This window comes from Humibacter sp. RRB41 (genome assembly GCF_022761015.1).
Classification (GTDB): Bacteria; Actinomycetota; Actinomycetes; order Actinomycetales; family Microbacteriaceae; genus Humibacter.
The window spans coordinates 693,268-710,955 of record NZ_JAKWJQ010000001.1; the positions used below are offsets into that span (position 1 = coordinate 693,268).

A 17,688-nucleotide genomic window follows, 5' to 3' on the forward strand; every position below is an offset into this window, starting at 1 on the left:
CATCATGAACGGCGTATGGGCAGGCATCATCTGGGCGCTCGCGCCAACCGTGCTGGTGGGCCTCGTGTTCTGGGTTGTGATGAGCTCGGTGGTGCGCGCCGATCGCAGCGAGCGCAAGGCGTACGCCAAGGTCGAAGCCCAGGAGCGGGCCCGTCGCGGCCTGCCGGGCAAGTCGTAGGCGCTGGCATCCTCCGCCGCTACGGGTGATCTGCCGATCGGCGTTCACTCGCCCGCTCTGCTGAGTGCTAGCGTCAGCCGCAGCGTCGCAGGGGAAGCGACAGCGGATGCGTGTGGTGCATCAGGCCGAGCATCCGTCGTCGCGTGCGGTGTGCGACGCGACCGTTGCTGCATGAGGGAGTGGCATGGACAGTGGCACCTTGACGTGGATCATCATCGTGCTGGCGCTCGTCGTGGACTTCGCACTGCGCATCGTCGCCATCATCGTGATTCCGCGCAACCGACGACCGACGTCGGCAACCGCGTGGTTGCTCGCCATCTACTTCATCCCCTACATCGGATGGCTGTTCTTCCTCTTGATCGGCAGTTTCAAGCTGCCGAAACAGCGCCGCCTTCGCCAGCAGCAGGTCAACGAGTTCATCCTGGAGTCCACAGAGGGAATCGAGCGCGTGCGACGCGACACCCCGTGGCCGCCCTGGCTGGGGTCCGTCGTCACGCTCAACCGCAATCTCGGCGCGATGCCTCTTGTCGGCGGCAACACGTCGCTGCTCATCGGCGACTATCAGGGCTCGTTGGATGCCATGACCGACGCCGTGAACGAGGCGACACGCTACGTGCACGTCGAGTTCTACATCCTCAGCTGGGACCAGACGACGGGGCCGTTCTTCGACGCACTCGAGGCCGCGGTGAAGCGCGGCGTCGTTGTGCGCGTTCTGCTCGATCACATCGCCTCGCTGCGAACACGGGATTACAAGCGCACCATCAAGCGGCTCACGAGCATGGGCGCGCAGTGGCAGTTGATGCTGCCGGTGCAACCGTTCAAGGGCAAGTACCAGCGACCCGACCTGCGCAACCACCGCAAGCTGCTCGTTGTCGACGGGCACGTCGGCTTCATGGGCTCCCAGAACGTCATCGACCGCAGCTACAACAAGAAGTCCAACCTCAGGCGCGGCCTGAAGTGGAAGGAACTGGTCACTCGCCTCGAGGGGCCGATCGTCGCCGGGCTCAACGCGATCTTCATCACCGACTGGTATCTCGAGACAGACGATCTGCTGGATCGCGAGCGAGACCCGGTCGAGCCTGTGAGGTCCGACGACGAGATCGACTGCCAGCTCGTGCCCAGTGGTCCTGGATTCGAGGGCGAGAACAACCTGAAGCTGTTCCTCGCACTGCTTTATTACGCAACGGACCGCATCATCATCACGTCCCCGTATTTCGTGCCGGACGAAGCCATGCTGACCGCGTTGACCACCGCGGTGCAGCGTGGCATCCACGTCGAGCTCTTCGTTTCGGAGATCGGTGACCAGGGTCTCGTCTATCACGCTCAGCGGTCGTACTACGAGCAGCTGTTGCGTGCGGGCGTGACGATCTGGATGTACAAGGCCCCGTACATCCTGCACGCCAAGCACTTCACGATCGACGACGAGGTCGCGGTGATCGGCTCGAGCAATATGGACATGCGGTCGTTCCAGTTGAACGCCGAGATCTCGCTCATGGTGCGGGGTAGGTCGTTCGTCGCCGACATGCGGCGGGTGGAGCAGGGGTACCGCGACGCCAGCAGGCAGCTGCTGCTCGAGGACTGGCTGAAGCAGCCCTTGCGTTCGACCGTGCTCGACAACCTGGCGCGGCTGACGTCGGCGCTGCAGTAGGGGCAGTAAGAGCTGAGACACTCCGCCATCACAACCGGCGGCGAGCGGATGCCGACGCGCCCACCTGTGGATGACCGTCGACCCTCGGCGCGGACTCCGATACCCTGGCGACTCGACGACAAGGAGACCGCTGTGGCGATCTACGGTACGCAGAGCAAGCCATCGAGCAAACGCACGAGCGTGCTCGGAGTGTGGGGCGCACGCATCGTGCTCATCGTCGTGGGGGTGTGCGCGATCATCTCGGTCGTGTTCATCCTCTTCGGCGCGGGTGGAGGCACGCTCAGCCGGGTGATCAGCACCGACGTGGCGCTCATCCTCTTCGCCCTGCTCGTCTGGCTCGACACGACGATCGGCACCTACCGGCCGGAGTGGTTCGAGTTCTCATCGCTTGCGACGGATGCCTACATCCTGTTGCTCTGGATCCTCGTCATCTGGACTGACCCGAACGACGGCGTGCTCAACCTGCCGACCGCGATCTGGCACGGTTTCCTCTGTCTGATCTTCATCAGGGGCATGCTCGCGCTGGTCGACCTCGTGAGGCTCCTGGTCCGCATCTGGTTCACGTCGGTCACCAGGGTGCTCTCCTACATCGCGGGAGCCGCGTTCGGAGCCATGGCAGTGCTCGTCACGATCCCGGCACCGTATCCGTTCAACGGACTCTGGGACTACGACATCTACGGCCGCATCGTGGCCTCGCTCGCCGTGATCGGCGGCGTCTCGCTCGTGCTGATTCCGCTCTGGGGTCTGCTGATCAACCGCACGCACGGCGTCCGGCGCACTTCCACGGCGGCGTACCCTGCGTACGGTGCGCCGTACGGCGGGTATCCGCAGGCGCCGGCCCCCGGCTATTCGCAGCCCGGCTACGCGCAGCCCGGGTACCCGCGACCGGCCTACCCGCAGCCTGGCTATCCGCAACAGGCGCAGCCGGCGGCATCCGCTCCGGCCCCGGTACCCGCACCGAGCGTCCCGCCCGTTGCACAGGTGCCCGCTCCGCCGGTGCACACCGTCTCGGCCCCTGCAGTTCCGGATGCCGCTGCATCGGCGCCACTGGCTCCCGACGCGCCGGAGACTTCCGCCGCTGTCGACGCAACACCGCCCGAGCCGACTCCCGGTCCTGTTGCTGCGACCGCGCACGCGTCGCACCCGCCGCTGGCCTGGCCACGGCTGTCCGACGGCCGCCCCGTTCCGGCCGGGAACGACGCAAAGCCGGACTTCGCCGCTGTCGCCGGCTACGCGCTGGCCTGGCCGAACTTCGCTGATGGCACGCCCGTGCCCGCGGGCCCCGACGGCAGGCCGCTGTACAGCTGACCCCCTGAACCGTCACATGTGCTCGCGCTGCGGCGTCACTCACGCGGCTTGAGCCGCACGGTCGGCATCACCGGTGCCGGCAGCGGACGCCCGGGATACTCGGCGACCGTGCCGAAACGCCCGGAGGCATCCGTGCCGTCGATCACCTCGTGCTGCCACTGCTCGCGGGATTCCGCAACGTCCTCGTGCGTGCGGCCGATGAAGTTCCACCACATCACGATCTGCTCGCCGAGCGGCTCACCACCCAGCAGCAGCACGCGGGCTCCGCCGACGGACGCCAGGTGCAAGTCCGTGCGCCCCGGCGGCACGTAGGCGAGATGGCGATGCGGCACCTCGACACCGTCGACCGTGATGTCGCCGAGGTCGAGCAGGATGCCGTGCTCGAAGCCCGACCGCACGTCCAGCACCACGGAGCCGCCGGCATCCAGATCCAGCTGGGCGCCGAGCAGCGGGCTGAACACCGTCGCCTGGCCGGATGCGCCGCCCAGCTCCCCGATGAACACGCGCGCGACTGCATCCCCGATGCGTGAGGGCGTCGGCACCGTGCGCTCGAAGAACGGCTGCTGGTCGCGCCAGGCATCAGGAAGAGCGAGCCAGAGCTGCGCGCCATGCAGCACTGTCGTCTCCGGGGTCGAATCCTCGGAATGACTGATCCCGTGTCCGGCCGTCATCAGGTTCAGTTCGCCTGGGCGCACCATCGCGTGCGACCCGACGCTGTCGCGGTGCTCGATCTCGCCCTGGAACAGCCAGCTCACGGTCTGGAGTCCGGTGTGCGGATGCGGCGGCACGCGCATCCCTCCGGTGATCGACACGTCGTCCGGGCCGTAGTGGTCGAGAAAGCACCAGCCGCCGATGGTCGATTTCTTGCGCTGGGGGAGCGTGCGATGCACGGGCATCGCGCGCGGTCCGCCGAGCGGAACATCGCGCGGTTCGAGAAGCGTGATGCCGCCGGCATCCGCCGCTTCGCACTCGGCGACGAGTTCGGCGGGATGCCTCTCCAGGTTGCTCATGTGCGGCATCCTAGGTGGGGCCGCACCGGAGCGCTCCGATCGCCCGCCCTTTCAGCACAACGGACGAAGCAGACAGCCCGTTTCGAGCGGATCGAGACATCCTGCTCCCTCTACGATGTAGGCATGCCGCGCCGCCGTTTCGCCCACACCGTCATGGCCTCAGCCGTCGCCGTTCTCGCGGTGGTCGCCCTTGCGGGATGCGCGCAGAATTCGACCAAGCCGATCACCGATTACAAGGGCGAGCCGAAGGGCGTCGACGCTCCGGCGAACAGCGCCGGCGGGGCACCGTTCTCGGTCTGGCTGAAGGGCGGCGACCAGTTCTCGGTCACGCTCTACGGCAGTTCGACCTGCCCGCCGCGAGTGACGCGCTTCGCGCTCACCGGGCACAACAAGATGGAGCTCACGGTGCCCGACCCCGCCGCGAAGGGCAAGATCTGCACCATGGACTACGTGCCGCACACCACCGTCTTCTCGACGCCGAACACGATCGACCGCAAATCGGATGTCTCGATCACCGGCCAGAGCATGACCTGGGTGCTGAACGCACTGACGTCGAAGTAGAGGTCGCCCGTCTCGCCACCGTCACGCCGACGGCGAACAGGGCCCATCGACGCGCTCCCGCTGATTACCCTCGAAGTATCGGAGCCGACGTGCAGGCATCCGGATGTCCCGCGATTGAGCGCGGGGACCTCCCGCCGGCACTCCGCCAGCGGCGCCGCAAGGAGTGACCACATGTTTGAGAGATTCACCGACCGAGCCCGTCGTGTCGTCGTCCTGGCCCAAGAAGAGGCCAAGATGCTCAACCACAACTACATCGGCACCGAGCACATTCTGCTCGGGCTGATCCATGAGGGTGAGGGCGTCGCGGCGAAGGCCCTGGAGTCGCTGGGGATCTCGCTGGATGCCGTGCGCGAGCAGGTGCAAGACATCATCGGGCAGGGCCAGCAGCAGCCGACCGGGCACATCCCGTTCACGCCGCGCGCCAAGAAGGTGCTCGAACTGTCTCTGCGCGAGGCACTGCAGCTCGGCCACAACTACATCGGCACCGAGCACATTCTGCTCGGTCTCATCCGCGAGGGCGAGGGCGTGGCGGCTCAGGTGCTCGTCAAGCTCGGCGCGGATCTCAACAGGGTGCGCCAGCAGGTCATCCAATTGCTCTCCGGTTACCAGGGCAAGGAGCAGGTTCAGGTGGGAGCGAACGAGCAGCAAGGTGCCCAGGGCGGCAGCCAGATTCTCGACCAGTTCGGCCGCAACCTCACGCAGGCCGCGCGCGAGAACAAGCTCGACCCGGTGATCGGGCGCGAGAAAGAGATCGAGCGCGTCATGCAGATCCTGTCGCGCAGGTCCAAGAACAACCCGGTGCTGATCGGTGAGCCCGGCGTGGGCAAGACCGCCGTCGTCGAGGGGCTTGCTCAGGCGATCGTGCGCGGCGACGTGCCGGAGACGCTGAAGGACAAGCAGCTCTACACGCTCGACCTCGGCTCGCTGATCGCCGGTTCCCGCTACCGCGGTGACTTCGAGGAGCGCCTCAAGAAGGTGACCAAGGAGATTCGCACCCGCGGCGACATCATCACGTTCATCGACGAGATCCACACCCTCGTCGGTGCAGGCGCGGCAGAAGGCGCGATCGACGCGGCGAGCATCCTGAAGCCGCTGCTGGCGCGCGGCGAACTGCAGACCATCGGTGCGACCACGCTCGACGAGTACCGCAAGCACTTCGAGAAGGATGCCGCGCTCGAGCGCCGCTTCCAGCCCATCCAGGTCGCGGAGCCGTCGTTGCCCCACACGATCAACATCCTCAAGGGGCTGCGCGATCGGTATGAGGCGCACCACAAGGTGTCGATCACGGATGGCGCGATCGTCGCGGCCGCGAACCTCTCCGACCGCTACATCAGTGACCGTTTCCTTCCGGACAAGGCCATCGACCTGATCGACGAGGCCGGCGCTCGCCTGCGTCTGTCGATCCTGTCGGCGCCGCCGGAGCTGCGCGAGTTCGACGACAAGATCGCCAAGGTGCGCGAGCGCAAGGAAGGGGCGATCGAGGAGCAGGACTTCGAGAAGGCCGCGAGCCTGCGCGACGAGGAGAAGAACCTCCTCGGCGAGCGACTGCGCCTCGAGAAGCAGTGGAGGAGCGGCGACGTCAAGACCACTGCCGAGGTCGATGAGGGACTCATCGCCGAGGTGCTGGCCCAGGCGACGGGCATCCCGGTGTTCAAGCTCACCGAGGAGGAGTCCAGCCGACTCGTCTTCATGGAGAAGGCGTTGCACCAGCGCGTCATCGGTCAGGAAGAGGCCATCTCGGCGCTCTCCCGCACGATCCGCCGTCAGCGCGCAGGCCTGAAGGACCCGCACCGCCCGAGTGGCTCGTTCATCTTCGCCGGCCCGACCGGTGTCGGAAAGACCGAGTTGGCCAAGGCGCTCGCAGAGTTCCTGTTCGACGACGAGTCGGCGATGATCTCTCTCGACATGTCGGAGTACGGCGAGAAGCACACGGTCTCCCGTCTGTTCGGTGCCCCTCCCGGGTTCGTCGGCTTCGAAGAGGGCGGCCAGCTCACCGAGAAGGTACGCCGCAAGCCGTTCAGCGTCGTGCTGTTCGACGAGATCGAGAAGGCGCACCCCGACATCTTCAACTCGCTGCTCCAGATTCTGGAGGAGGGACGTCTGACGGATGGCCAGGGCCGCGTCGTCGACTTCAAGAACACGGTCATCATCATGACGACCAACCTCGGCACGAAGGACATCACGGGCGGCCCGGTGGGCTTCCTCATCGAAGGCGACTCTCAGACCGGCTACGACCGCATGAGCGGCAAGGTCAAGGACGAGCTGAAGAAGAACTTCAAGCCGGAGTTCCTCAACCGCGTCGACGAGGTCATCGTGTTCCCGCAACTCGACAAGCAGGAGCTGCTGCAGATCGTCGACCTGTTCATCAAGCGCCTCGGCGACCGGATGCTCGACCGCGACCTGACGATCGAGCTCACGACGCCCGCCAAGGAGCACCTGATCGAGGTCGGCTTCGACCCCGCGCTCGGTGCTCGACCGCTTCGTCGGGCAGTGCAGCACGAAGTGGAGGATCAGCTCAGCGAGAAGATCCTGCACGGCGAGCTCAACGCCGGCGACCACGTGACCGTCGACTTCGTGAACGGCGAGCTCGTCTTCACGACCGCGGCACGCAAGGACCCGGTGGGCGCGCTCGCAGCGGGACCGATCGGCACCGGCTCGGTGACGCCGGACCTCGCAGCCGGACTGTAGGCATCCGCTCCACGAAAGGGGCTGACCCGTCGGGTCGGCCCCTTTCGCCGTCCCGTGCGGCCGCGTCCGTCGCCGTCGCGTCCCGATCCACCACCGCCACCAGCGCAGCGAGAGGCCCGCGCGGAGGATGCGCGGGCCATCCATAGACTGAGAGCGTGGCAGACCTTCTCACCGAGCCCATCTCGACGATCTCGTCGCAGGGGTTCAGGGTGCGACGAGCGCGCACCGGCGATGTGCCGGGCATCCAGCAGTTGGTGCAGCCGCTGGTGGAGAGCCGCATCCTGCTCGGCAAGGAGCGTGTGGCCCTGTACGAAGCGCTGCAGGAGTTCCGGGTCGCGGTGGATCCGGACGGCAACCTGATCGGCTGCGGAGCCCTGCACGTGCTCTGGGAGGACCTCGGCGAGGTGCGCACTCTCGCCGTCGCCGACGACTGGCGAAGTCGCGGTGTCGGCCACGCGATGCTCGAACGCCTCGAGCACGACGCTGCCGGCCTCGGCCTCAGCCGGCTGTTCTGCCTCACGTTCGAGGTGCGGTTCTTCTCGCAGCACGGGTTCGTCGATATGGGCGACGCGACAGTCGATCCGGATGTCTACAACGAGCTGGTGCGCAGTAAGGACGAGGGCGTTGCCGAGTTTCTCGACCTGGCGAGGGTGAAGCCGAACACGCTCGGCAACACCCGCATGATCAAGCTGCTCTGAGTTTTCTTGCGCGCCCGTCCCTGCCTGGCGCGCCGCGGTCGGCCGAGCGGGCGGCTGGGATGATTCACCGGCGAAGCCGTCGAACCTGCGGGCGTGTCACGTACTCGAGACGGCTGCTCGCGCGCCGGGCTGAACCGTCTTCCGCGCTCATGCCTCGTTCGCTATGGCAGCCGGTCGTTACCATGCTGGCCGGAGATCGATGCTGCACGCGCCCGGCGAGTTGCCACAGGTGCTGCACTGCTGCCGCTTAACCTGTCAGCATGTCGAGCCTGAAGCATCCAGTCGGCCCGCAGCCGGGCAGGGTGTACCGGCGCCGACGCCTCGTAGTGGGCCTGGCGCTCTTGGCGATCATCGTGGTCGTGCTGCTCATCGTGTTCGCGCCGAGAGGCGAGTCGGATGCAACGGCACCCGTCTCGTCGAACACCCCTGTCGCGGCGACCACGACGAAGCCGACGACGAATCCGACCACCGTTCCGACGACCAAGGCAACGGCGGCGGGCAAGGCGTGTCACATGTCCGCCGTCGACGTCGAAGCGATCACCGACGCGAACAGCTACAGCGGGACCGGCCAGCCGAAGCTGTCGTTCTCGATCACGAACACGGGATCGAAGTCGTGCACGTTCGACGTGGGCACCGCCAAGCAGGTGTTCACGATCACGAGCGGTACCGAGGTGTACTGGAAGTCGACGGACTGTCAGACGAATCCGGTCAGTACCGTCGTGCTCCTCGAGCCGGGCAAGACCCTGACGTCGACTCCGATCGCCTGGGACCGTGCACGCTCAGACCCGTCGACGTGCAAGGACCAGAACCGTCCGGCCGTGCCGTCCGGTGGCGCGTCGTACCACCTCAAGGTGCAGGTGGACGGCGTCACGTCGAAGACGACCAAGCAGTTCCTGTTGTACTGAGATAACTCGCGGAATCCCGCGGAAGTTCAGGCCTGAGTCCGTATTCGGTCCGCAGAATCGCTCGGACGGCCCGCGAACGCAGCCGCAACAGCCTGCTTTGACGAGTCATCACTGTCCGGCCAGATATGCCCGTACTCTTCCGCGTCGACCAGTGAGCACGTTGCACCCTCACCGAAGACCAGGTCCGTGAGATCCGCCCGCGCGTCGACAACGGTGAGTCGCGCATGTCCCTCGCACCCGTCTTCGGCGTCAGCCGCTCCACGATCGACAACATCGGTAAAGGCGTCATCTATGTTGACGTCGCGTAGCGGCGTGGGTCCAACTACTGGAAGTACACGATCTTGTTCGACGTCAAGTTTTCGACTCCGAAGTGACCGCCCACGATCGCTGCTGTCGGCACGGCGAATGCGAAGTCTCCTGCGACCTTGACGCCGACGTTGTCGACAATGTCGGGCTGGCTGTACCAATTGCTGGTGAGTGCCGCAGACGAGTTGACGTCGCTCGAGGAGTCATATACTTTCCCGTCGCCACCGACGTACACCGGTCCGACTGAGAAGTAGACGGATGTGGTCTGACCGACGTACTTGGTCTGGATATTTTTGTTGACCTGCACCGTCAGCGTGCCCATCAAGTACTGAGACCCGGCCGTCAGAGTCGCGTACTGGTCCTGAGCCTGCACGGTCGCCGTTGCGTTGGTGTTGAGGTTCGTCAGTGTCACATCCCACTGGCTGCCGAGATCAGTAACGGTGACGGTTCCTTGAGGGTACGGGTGCGCGGAAGTCCCGTCGGGCGTCGGTGTTGGAGTCGGGGTTGCCTTGGCAACGGCGTGAGTGACTTTCGCGGTGGGGTGCTCTGTCGTCGAGCAAGCGGACAGGCCGAGCACGAGGATGCCAGCGAGAGCTGCGATGCCGATTGACTTCTTGGTGTTCACGGGTCCTGCTTATCCGCTGGCGAGGGGCCTAGTAAGTCCCTGTTTGGGGCGTTCCACGCATCGGTTGACTCGCTGCATGCAGCCGAGAGCGAAATATCCACGTTCGATGCTCATTGAGATTGATACTCCTCGATGATTGTGTGACTATAGGGACCTAGCTCCCCACCGTCCTCCGGGACTGGTGGGGTTTTTCTGTCCTGAGAGGCGCCGATGCCTGACCTGCGTGCCGCTGTCGTCATCGACTACCAAAATGTGCATCTAACGGGAGCGGGGCTGTTCGAGCAGTATCAGCCCGTGCACGAACACTTGGTGCACCCGCTGCATTACAGCAACCAAGTTCTCGCCTGTAGGAATCGAAGCCAGCGGCCAGGGTACTCAAACGCGATGCTTACCAAGGTCCTCGTGTATCGAGGTCTGCCTTCCGTCGATGTCGACGCGGATGCCTACGCTCGGAATCTTGCACAGAAGGCAGAGTGGGAACTCGACCCACGCGTGACCGTGACGCATCGGCCGCTCAAGTACAAGTACCAACGCGATGCGGCAGGACGGAAAGTTACCGATTCGCGGGGCAATTGGATGGTGGTTGGGAAGCCGCAGGAGAAGGGCATCGATGTTCTCTGCGCGTTAGCCCTCGTGCGCGAGTCCGGCGCTCCGGATGTTGACCTGGTAGTTCTCAGCTCGCAGGACACGGATCTGGAGCCGGCCCTCGATGAGGCGATCGCCCTTGGTTCAGCGAAGGTCGAAACTGCATCTTGGTTTGACGCGATCTCACCGCACTCGAGTCACGAGATTCGCCCAGCCCGGGGCACGCGTATTTGGAATACGAGGCTCAACGCTCAGGCGTTCTCGGCTTGTCGGGATACTCGCACGTATTAACCTCACTGCTGCCTGAGCCAGTTGGGTCGGTCCGCCCAGAGCCGGCAGAAGTCCCAGCGGAGGTCGAGTCCGTCCAATCATCCCCAACGGCTAATGGCTGGTCGGAGGACGTAACCGATCATCGCCAATCGTGGGCAATCGCCCGCATACGGTTCCTGCTGTACTGAGACGCGCGTCGACGCCTTCGCGGAGGGTGTGATCGCGATGGCACGGGATCGCGCGGCACCCTCATGCGCAGCTGCGGCTGCATGCGCAGCTGCACGCGGACCGCGACGCTAGAACGCCGCGTCGAGTTCCCTCTCGCGCGGGCTGAGGCCCGAGGAGAACGCCGCGCGCAGCGCTTGGGTGATGCCGATCGAGGACGCGTCGACGTGGGTGCGGAAGCCGAGGCGTGACGCCTCCGCCGCGCGGTTGCGTGCGGCATTTACCGTACGCACCTCGCCGGCGAGGCTGATCTCGCCGAACGCGACGGTGTCCTGTCCGATCGGCTTGTCGCGCACAGCGGATGCGACGGCTATCGCGATCGCGAGGTCGGCGGCGGGTTCGGTGAGGCGCACGCCGCCCACTGTCGAGACGTAGACATCCTTATCGGAGACGCGGATGTTCGCTCGACGCTCGAGCACCGCCAGCAGCATGGCGAGGCGTGCGGCATCCACCCCGCTCGTCACGCGGCGAGGGTTCGGAGCCTGCGTGGCGATGACGAGCGCCTGGATCTCGACCGGCAGAGCCCGGCGGCCCTCCATCGCGACCGTGACGCACGTGCCGGAGACCTGCGTGGCGTTGCGGCTGAGGAACAGCCCGCTCGGATCGGGGACTTCCGCGATGCCGTCCCCCGTCATCTCGAAGCAGCCCACCTCATCGACAGGGCCGAACCGGTTCTTCAGCGCGCGAACGAATCGCAGCGCCGTCTGGCGGTCGCCCTCGAACTGGCAGACCACGTCGACCAGATGCTCGAGAACGCGCGGTCCGGCGACCTGGCCGTCCTTGGTGACGTGCCCGACCAGCAGTACCGGCAGATTGCGCTCCTTCGCCACCCGGATGAGCGTGGTCGCCACTTCGCGCACCTGACTCGGTCCGCCGGCGATTCCGTCGAGCGCAGCGTTCGACACCGTCTGCACGGAATCGACGATCACGAGCTGGGGGTCGACCGCATCGATCTGACCGATCACGGCCGCGAGGTCGGTTTCGGCGGCGAGGAACAGGTTCTCGTGCAGCGCGCCGGTGCGTTCTGCGCGCAGGCGCACCTGCCCGGCTGATTCCTCCGCCGAAACGTAGAGCACCCGCGATTTCGCGGCCGCGGCCCGCGATGCCACCTCCAACAGGAGCGTCGACTTGCCGACGCCCGGTTCGCCCGACAGCAGGATGGCTGCACCGGGAACGATGCCGCCGCCGAGCACGCGGTCGAACTCGTCGATGCCACTCGGCCAGTGGTACACGGAATCCGTGGACACCTTGGTGATGGGCGTGGCCGCTCGGTCATCGGCGATGCGCGAGGCGACGACGCGGCCGGATGTCTGCGCCACTTCTGCCATCGTGTCCCAGGCTTGACAGTCGCCGCACTTGCCCACCCACTTCGCGGTCGTCCACCCGCATACCGTGCAGCGGTACCCGCCCTGCGCTTTCGCCATCGTTCCTCCGACTCCGCCGCTGACGTTACGGCACACCGCCGACGGCCAAGGGGCGACGTCTCGCAGTCGTCGGAAACCACTGCACGACGGCGTCTGGGGAGGAGCAGTTCAGTTCACGGTCGCCAGTTCGTCCACACGTTCGTCGACGAGTGGAGCGAAAGCGGACGCCCACAGTTCGTACCCGCTGTCGTTCGGGTGGAAGCGGTCGCCGGAGAAGAGGGTGAAGATGCCCTGCACACCCGCACGCTTCGTCACGCCGTGCAGCGGGGCGACGCGCAGCTTGCGGGCATCCGCAAGTCGTCTGATCGCCTGAATAGCGAAGGTCACCCTGTGCTCGCTGCGTGGCAGGTAGAAGTAGGGGAGCTCCGCGACGATCGCGCCCTCGGGCAGCGCGTCCAGGATGGTCGACACGGCCGAGGTGAATCCGCGCTCGTTCCACCGGACGATGTCGTTGACACCGATCGCAAGCGTCACGACGTCTGGTCGCAGCTTCGCGAGGCGGGGCAGCTGGTACTCGACGACATCCTGAGCCGTGGCGCCCGAGACGCTCAGGTTGACGGTGCGCACGCTGCGCCCGCTGCGGGCGGCGATGCGACGGGCCAGGATGCCGACATAGCCGTGGTCCGGCGCCGTCGCCCCGATGCCCTGCGCAGAGCTGTCTCCGAGCGCGACATAGAGCAGATCGCCCTGCTCCTTCGCCCGCGCGCGCCACCATGCGGAGTGCACAGGCAACGTCTCGTTGAGCACAGCGGATGCCCGCCTCGTCTCCGCGAACACCCGCCGCCCCCAGAGATAGACACCGGTCGCCGCGCCGAAGCCGAGCAAGGTGAGGAGAATCACTCGAGGCGCGCGCATTACCTCACCGTACGTCCTGCGTCGGGTCCGCATAATGGATGCCCGCAGTGCGCCGCCGATTGGCTCGCCGCGAGCCCGTCAAGTACAGTAGACGGCGGTACCGTGTCCGAGCGGCCGAAGGAGCATGTCTCGAAAACATGTGTGGGGGCGACTCCACCGTGGGTTCAAATCCCACCGGTACCGCCATGTGATGTCTCAGGACATCGGAATAGCCCGAACCTACGTTTTGTGGGTTCGGGCTATTGCTTTGTGCGGGGTTGGTAGTCGCGGCTTATCGGCCAAAAAGAGTGGATGGCTTCGGGCGTGTTCGTTTAGTGGATGTGTCCTGATCGGGTCCAGAGGCCTTCTTCTGCGGTGAGGCTTGTGTCGTAGACGATGTGGCTGAGTTGGTCGTCTGGCTGCGGGTCGGCTGTGGTTTTCGGGATGGGGCCTGCGGTGGTGATCGCTTCGTCGATGGTGAGTTCTCGTGTGGTGAGGAACCATTCGACGGCGCGGCGGCGGTGTTCTTCGGTCATGCCGCGGTGTCGGCGTAGGAGGTCGCGGATCTGCGCGTTGAGGCCTTCGAGGCGGGAGGTGGTGCGCGGGTTGCCGTAGCTGATGTGGGTGAAGAGCAGGTTCTTGCGGGCGACGAGTCGGATGAGCAGCCAGTGGGTGAAGTCGGAATACCGTCCCCGCGGCGCCAGATTGGGCGCCACGGCGTTGTCGAGCCGTCAGTTTGTATTTGACGGAAACTCGTAACACCTGCGGGGCCGTCCGATCCGTCTAACAATGTCGTGGAAGCATGTCGGATCAGGGCGACGGTCCTCGTAGTAGTTGTGAGTGGTCGCCCACGAGGGGCGGCCCACGCCGACGACGATGGGATCAGATCATGACCGCTGTAAACGTGGGACGCTGGAGTCGAGACAACGGGCTCGGGAGGACCACCATGGGTCGGATAGCCGTAGTGAACTTTGTGAGCTTGGATGGAGTGATCCAGTCTCCGCTGTCGCCGGAGGAGGATCGCGACGGCGGCTTCGAAGGTGGCGGTTGGGTGTCGTCATCCAGCGACGACACCGTCAACGACTTCATGCGAAATGCGACGGTGGGTGCCGCTGGCATGCTGATGGGTCGCCGGACCTACGACATCTTCACCGACGCTTGGTCGCAAGCGAATGATGCACAGCCTGCAGTCGCGGCAATGAACCGAATGCCGAAATACGTCGTCACCTCTGGCACTGATCGTCTTGGCTGGCAGAACTCTCACCGGGTCGACGGCGACCTAGCCCCGGCTGTCAGAAGCCTTAAGGAGGAGAGCGACGGCGACCTGGTTGTATTCGGATCCGGAACCCTGATTCGGGCGCTCGCCGAGAACGACCTGGTCGACGAGTACCGACTCCTGATCTTCCCCGTCGTGCTCGGCGCCGGCAAGCGCATGTTCGGAGAAGACGGCTACCCGGCCCACTTCACCCTGACCGGGTCGGTGATATCGCCGAACGGCGTCGCGATCCTCACATACACCCACAACAGGGCTGCCTGAGCGCCCGCCGGCAGCGACCGCGCGGCCGTTGCAGCCAGTCGGATAATGCCTTTTGTGGGGTCCCCAGCGTCCTTCGCGAAGCGCCCCGCAAACATAAAGTCAGGGCGGATCGACACCAGATGGAGGTCGAAGTGTCAGCGTCAGTGCTCTACATGTCGATGTCGCTTGATGGGTACATCGCTGGTCCGAACGATCGACCAGGCAACCCGGGTGGCGACGACTTCATGCGTCTGCACGAGTGGTATGGATTCGCTTCGGAAGCCGGGCCGACGACCGAATCCGAGTCGGAGACGGGCAAACACTTTCTCGACGAAGGCAGGATGACCGGTGCGCTCCTCGCCGGTCGCAACACCGTGGAACAGGTTGACCACTGGGGCGGTGACCACCACGACGGCGTCCCCATCTTCGTTCCCAGTCACCGGCCGCCTGGACCGTCAGTGGCGATGTATCCATCAGTCACGTATGTGACGGATGGAATTGCCAGTGCGATGGCACAGGCAAGGGCCGCCGCAGGCGACCGCAACGTGCTGGTCCATGGTGCGTACACGGCACAAACGGCGCTTGAGGCCGGCGTGCTCGATGAGTTGCAGATTCACCAAATTCCGGTGCTGTTCGGGCAAGGACGCCGGCTGTTCGATATGTTGCCCGCGAGGGTCGAGTTGGAGATCGTGCGAGTGATCGACACTCCAGAGGCCACCCACATCCGCTACCGCGTTCGCCACTGATTCTCGTTGATCACGCCCGGCACCTGAGTCCGGGTCGTGGTCTGACGGCTGTACCAGTGTCACTGGATACGGTGATCGACCTCTGGACCCGGCTGCACTCGGCCGGTGTCGTGCGATGGGACCATCAGGGACGCGCCGTGGAGCACATCCGATACAGGTCGGTTGTGGCCCAGTGGGTGCCTCCCTCCACGGCTCCGCTCAATGAAAACTTCCGCGGTCCCCGATAACGCCCCAATGGGATCCTCTCCTGGGCGGGCTATCTTGGGCCGGATCGCGTCCGGTCGCCCACCGCTTCAGGGCGGTGGTGAGCGGCAGGGATACTTGACGGGTGGAGGTCATTCGGTCCAGCGGCGCCGATGAGATGGTTGCTTACTACCTGGGCGGGGAGATTGCGAGCGAACGGTTCGGCGACGCGATTCGTGCTGAACTCGCTTACCGCGGCCTGGGCGATGAGGTGGTGACAGCGCCCGACATCTCCGACGATGCCGGCAACCGTCAGCGGCGTGCACTGCTTGCGGCCACGCGCGGCTGGGGGCAGGACCGTGAGATGTTCACGCGCTTCCCCGTAGACGTCCCTTGGGTGTGGGCGCGTCTGTGCCCGGACGCGTTGGCTCGTGTGCGCTACATCGAGTACTCCTACTGGAACGAAATCTCGGGCGGCAGCCGCCTTCCGCTTGACGCGGCCCAGCGCATCGAGGCGCGCGTCACGGTGTTCGATGTCCCGAACACACGGTTCGTGCGCCTTGCCGACGCCGTAAGGCGTGGCGAGACGTTCCCGCCGTTGATCTTGGCCGGACCAACCTCCGATGATCTGGTGTGCCTTGAAGGACATCTTCGGCTGACTGCATACGCGCTCGCGCGGTTTCCTACCGATCTGGAGTGCCTCGTCGCCGTAGACGCGAGGCTCCGCAGCTGGGCCGAATGAGGGCGCACCGTGACGGATCGGCCAGTGGGCACGACGGGGCGCATCGCGAAGAAACCGTCCTGCATGCGCCCGACGGGAGCATCGGGTGTCACAGAAGGCGGGCTTCGAGGTCTGGGACTCGGCTGAACAGTTCGGGGAGGCCGGTCACACCGTTGTGCACGGACTCGTGCGAGAGTGCGAGGTCGGGGCCGGTGCTTGCCTCAGCACCGGCCAGGCAACGCAGCATGTTCCACCTGGTGTGCCCCAACCAGCCGCCGAGCATGAACGCGAACCAGCTCGGGCCTGCTGGCGGCAGCACCCCACCACCGGCGACGTAGCCCTCGAGAACCGAGTGGAAGATCGCCGGCTCGATGTCGTCAAAGCCGGGCCCCTTCGCCAGACTCAGCGCGGTCGAACCCAGCTCGCCCGACACGTCCAACAGCCCCGAGAGCTCCCAGTCCAGTACGACCGGCCGACCCTTTCTAGCCAGCAGGTTCCACGGCTGAATGTCTTTGTGCGTCAGCACGACCGGACCTGGCCGTTCGCAAGTGTCGACGAACTGGGCAATCTCCAGGAACGTGTCGACCTGGGAGGCGAGCTCGTCGGCCCACGGTTGCCCTGTTGACCTCGCCCGCTGAGCGAGCTCGGGCCAGTCCCGCGGCGTCGGATCCTCCACTGGCTCGTGGGGCCACTCGATATCGAGCGCGTGGATGCGCGCGAGGACCTCACCGATCTCGAACGCGTACCCCGCCGACACCGGCGCTTCGGGCACCTTCTGCCCTTCGACCCACCGGTGCACAAGCGTGTCCTCGCTGGCCGAGACCGGCTCTGGCATCGGGATACCGGCAGTAAACGCCGCCCGCTCGAATCTGAACACATCTTCGACGCGGTACGGCCAGCGGCGATCGAAGAGGTTCAACTCCTTCACCGCGAATGACCCCTGGTCGGTGTCGAGCCGATAGACCCGATTGGCGAAGCCACCATGAATGCGTGTCAACGGTCCAAGCGGCACACCCAGATGCGAAAGCTCCATCACCCCAACCTAAGACTCACTCTCGCCGTAAAGACTCCTTTGCCGGCCCGCCTGCCGGCCCGCCTGCCGGCGGTCCCGCCTCTGAACACCTCGAATACGTCGAGCCACCGACACCGGACGAGGGACGATATTAACCATCGACACCGAGTCTCATCAGCCAATCCTGTTGCGGGGGGAGTATGAGTGATGAAGCAGTGAAGCCCTCTGGCGGCGGCGTGATACGG

17 protein-coding genes and 1 tRNA gene are annotated in these 17,688 nt (G+C 65.3%); 12 read left to right on the forward strand and 6 right to left on the reverse strand.

Translation table 11 applies throughout. From position 1 onward, the window contains the following. Positions 1-4 precede the first annotated feature (4 nt). The 3 genes from MJ603_RS03375 (at position 5) to MJ603_RS03385 (ending at position 3,134) form a co-directional block, all read left to right on the forward strand. Positions 5-178, forward strand: coding sequence for a hypothetical protein (locus MJ603_RS03375; RefSeq protein ID WP_243062243.1), 174 nt, complete (start codon positions 5-7; stop codon positions 176-178). 184 nt (positions 179-362) lie between these two features. Further along, positions 363-1,826, forward strand: coding sequence for a cardiolipin synthase (gene cls / locus MJ603_RS03380; RefSeq protein WP_243062244.1), 1,464 nt, complete (start codon positions 363-365; stop codon positions 1,824-1,826). A 132-nt stretch (positions 1,827-1,958) separates the two neighbouring features. Further along, on the forward strand, positions 1,959-3,134 hold the full coding sequence (locus MJ603_RS03385) for a hypothetical protein (RefSeq protein ID WP_243062245.1): 1,176 nt from the start codon (positions 1,959-1,961) through the stop codon (positions 3,132-3,134). 35 nt (positions 3,135-3,169) lie between these two features. Here the strand turns inward: MJ603_RS03385 and MJ603_RS03390 are convergent, their stop codons facing one another. After that, positions 3,170-4,144 carry a pirin family protein gene (locus MJ603_RS03390; protein WP_243062246.1) on the reverse strand — a complete coding sequence of 325 codons (975 nt, stop codon included), beginning with the start codon at positions 4,142-4,144 and terminating at the stop codon, positions 3,170-3,172. A 123-nt stretch (positions 4,145-4,267) separates the two neighbouring features. Between MJ603_RS03390 and MJ603_RS03395 the strand changes: the two genes are divergently transcribed. From MJ603_RS03395 to MJ603_RS03410, 4 genes are all read left to right on the forward strand, one after another. Beyond that, positions 4,268-4,705, forward strand: a complete 438-nt coding sequence (locus MJ603_RS03395) for a hypothetical protein (protein ID WP_243062247.1) — start codon at positions 4,268-4,270, stop codon at positions 4,703-4,705. 171 nt (positions 4,706-4,876) lie between these two features. Then, positions 4,877-7,393 (forward strand): ATP-dependent Clp protease ATP-binding subunit, encoded by a 2,517-nt coding sequence (locus MJ603_RS03400; protein ID WP_243062248.1) that lies wholly within the window; start codon positions 4,877-4,879, stop codon positions 7,391-7,393. Between the two features lie 155 nt (positions 7,394-7,548). Beyond that, positions 7,549-8,091 (forward strand): amino-acid N-acetyltransferase, encoded by a 543-nt coding sequence (locus tag MJ603_RS03405; protein ID WP_243062249.1) that lies wholly within the window; start codon positions 7,549-7,551, stop codon positions 8,089-8,091. Between the two features lie 260 nt (positions 8,092-8,351). Beyond that, positions 8,352-8,996, forward strand: a complete 645-nt coding sequence (locus MJ603_RS03410) for a hypothetical protein (RefSeq protein ID WP_243062250.1) — start codon at positions 8,352-8,354, stop codon at positions 8,994-8,996. Between the two features lie 322 nt (positions 8,997-9,318). On the opposite strand, the gene MJ603_RS03415 is transcribed toward MJ603_RS03410, so the two are convergent. Beyond that, positions 9,319-9,927, reverse strand: a complete 609-nt coding sequence (locus tag MJ603_RS03415) for a hypothetical protein (RefSeq protein WP_243062251.1) — start codon at positions 9,925-9,927, stop codon at positions 9,319-9,321. A 210-nt stretch (positions 9,928-10,137) separates the two neighbouring features. Here MJ603_RS03415 and MJ603_RS03420 point away from each other — a divergent pair, with 210 nt between their 5' ends. Further along, positions 10,138-10,803: a hypothetical protein gene (locus MJ603_RS03420; RefSeq protein ID WP_243062252.1), complete on the forward strand. Its 666-nt coding sequence runs from the start codon at positions 10,138-10,140 to the stop codon at positions 10,801-10,803. A gap of 275 nt (positions 10,804-11,078) precedes the next feature. Here MJ603_RS03420 and radA read toward each other — a convergent pair whose 3' ends face one another. Both radA and MJ603_RS03430 read right to left on the reverse strand, forming a co-directional pair. Further along, positions 11,079-12,431, reverse strand: coding sequence for a DNA repair protein RadA (gene radA / locus MJ603_RS03425; RefSeq protein ID WP_243062253.1), 1,353 nt, complete (start codon positions 12,429-12,431; stop codon positions 11,079-11,081). Between the two features lie 108 nt (positions 12,432-12,539). After that, entirely contained in the window at positions 12,540-13,286 is a 747-nt protein-coding gene (locus MJ603_RS03430; RefSeq protein WP_243062254.1) for an SGNH/GDSL hydrolase family protein, read from the reverse strand. 96 nt (positions 13,287-13,382) lie between these two features. Here MJ603_RS03430 and MJ603_RS03435 point away from each other — a divergent pair. Then, a tRNA-Ser gene (locus tag MJ603_RS03435) sits at positions 13,383-13,472 on the forward strand. Between the two features lie 125 nt (positions 13,473-13,597). Here MJ603_RS03435 and MJ603_RS03440 read toward each other — a convergent pair. Further along, the gene (locus MJ603_RS03440) at positions 13,598-13,981 is read right to left on the reverse strand and encodes a hypothetical protein (protein ID WP_243062745.1); all 384 of its coding nucleotides are present in this window, start codon (positions 13,979-13,981) and stop codon (positions 13,598-13,600) included. A gap of 173 nt (positions 13,982-14,154) precedes the next feature. Between MJ603_RS03440 and MJ603_RS03445 the strand changes: the two genes are divergently transcribed. The 3 genes from MJ603_RS03445 to MJ603_RS03455 all read left to right on the forward strand — a co-directional run bounded on the left by MJ603_RS03445 (position 14,155) and on the right by MJ603_RS03455 (position 16,452). Beyond that, on the forward strand, positions 14,155-14,802 hold the full coding sequence (locus MJ603_RS03445; RefSeq protein ID WP_243062255.1) for a dihydrofolate reductase family protein: 648 nt from the start codon (positions 14,155-14,157) through the stop codon (positions 14,800-14,802). 119 nt (positions 14,803-14,921) lie between these two features. Further along, positions 14,922-15,527, forward strand: coding sequence for a dihydrofolate reductase family protein (locus tag MJ603_RS03450; protein WP_243062256.1), 606 nt, complete (start codon positions 14,922-14,924; stop codon positions 15,525-15,527). A 328-nt stretch (positions 15,528-15,855) separates the two neighbouring features. Further along, entirely contained in the window at positions 15,856-16,452 is a 597-nt protein-coding gene (locus MJ603_RS03455) for a hypothetical protein (RefSeq protein ID WP_243062257.1), read from the forward strand. Positions 16,453-16,540: 88 nt separating this feature from the next. On the opposite strand, the gene MJ603_RS03460 is transcribed toward MJ603_RS03455, so the two are convergent. After that, a complete protein-coding gene (locus MJ603_RS03460) occupies positions 16,541-17,464 on the reverse strand; it encodes a phosphotransferase family protein (RefSeq protein ID WP_243062258.1) in 924 nt (307 codons plus the stop codon). Positions 17,465-17,688 lie beyond the last annotated feature (224 nt).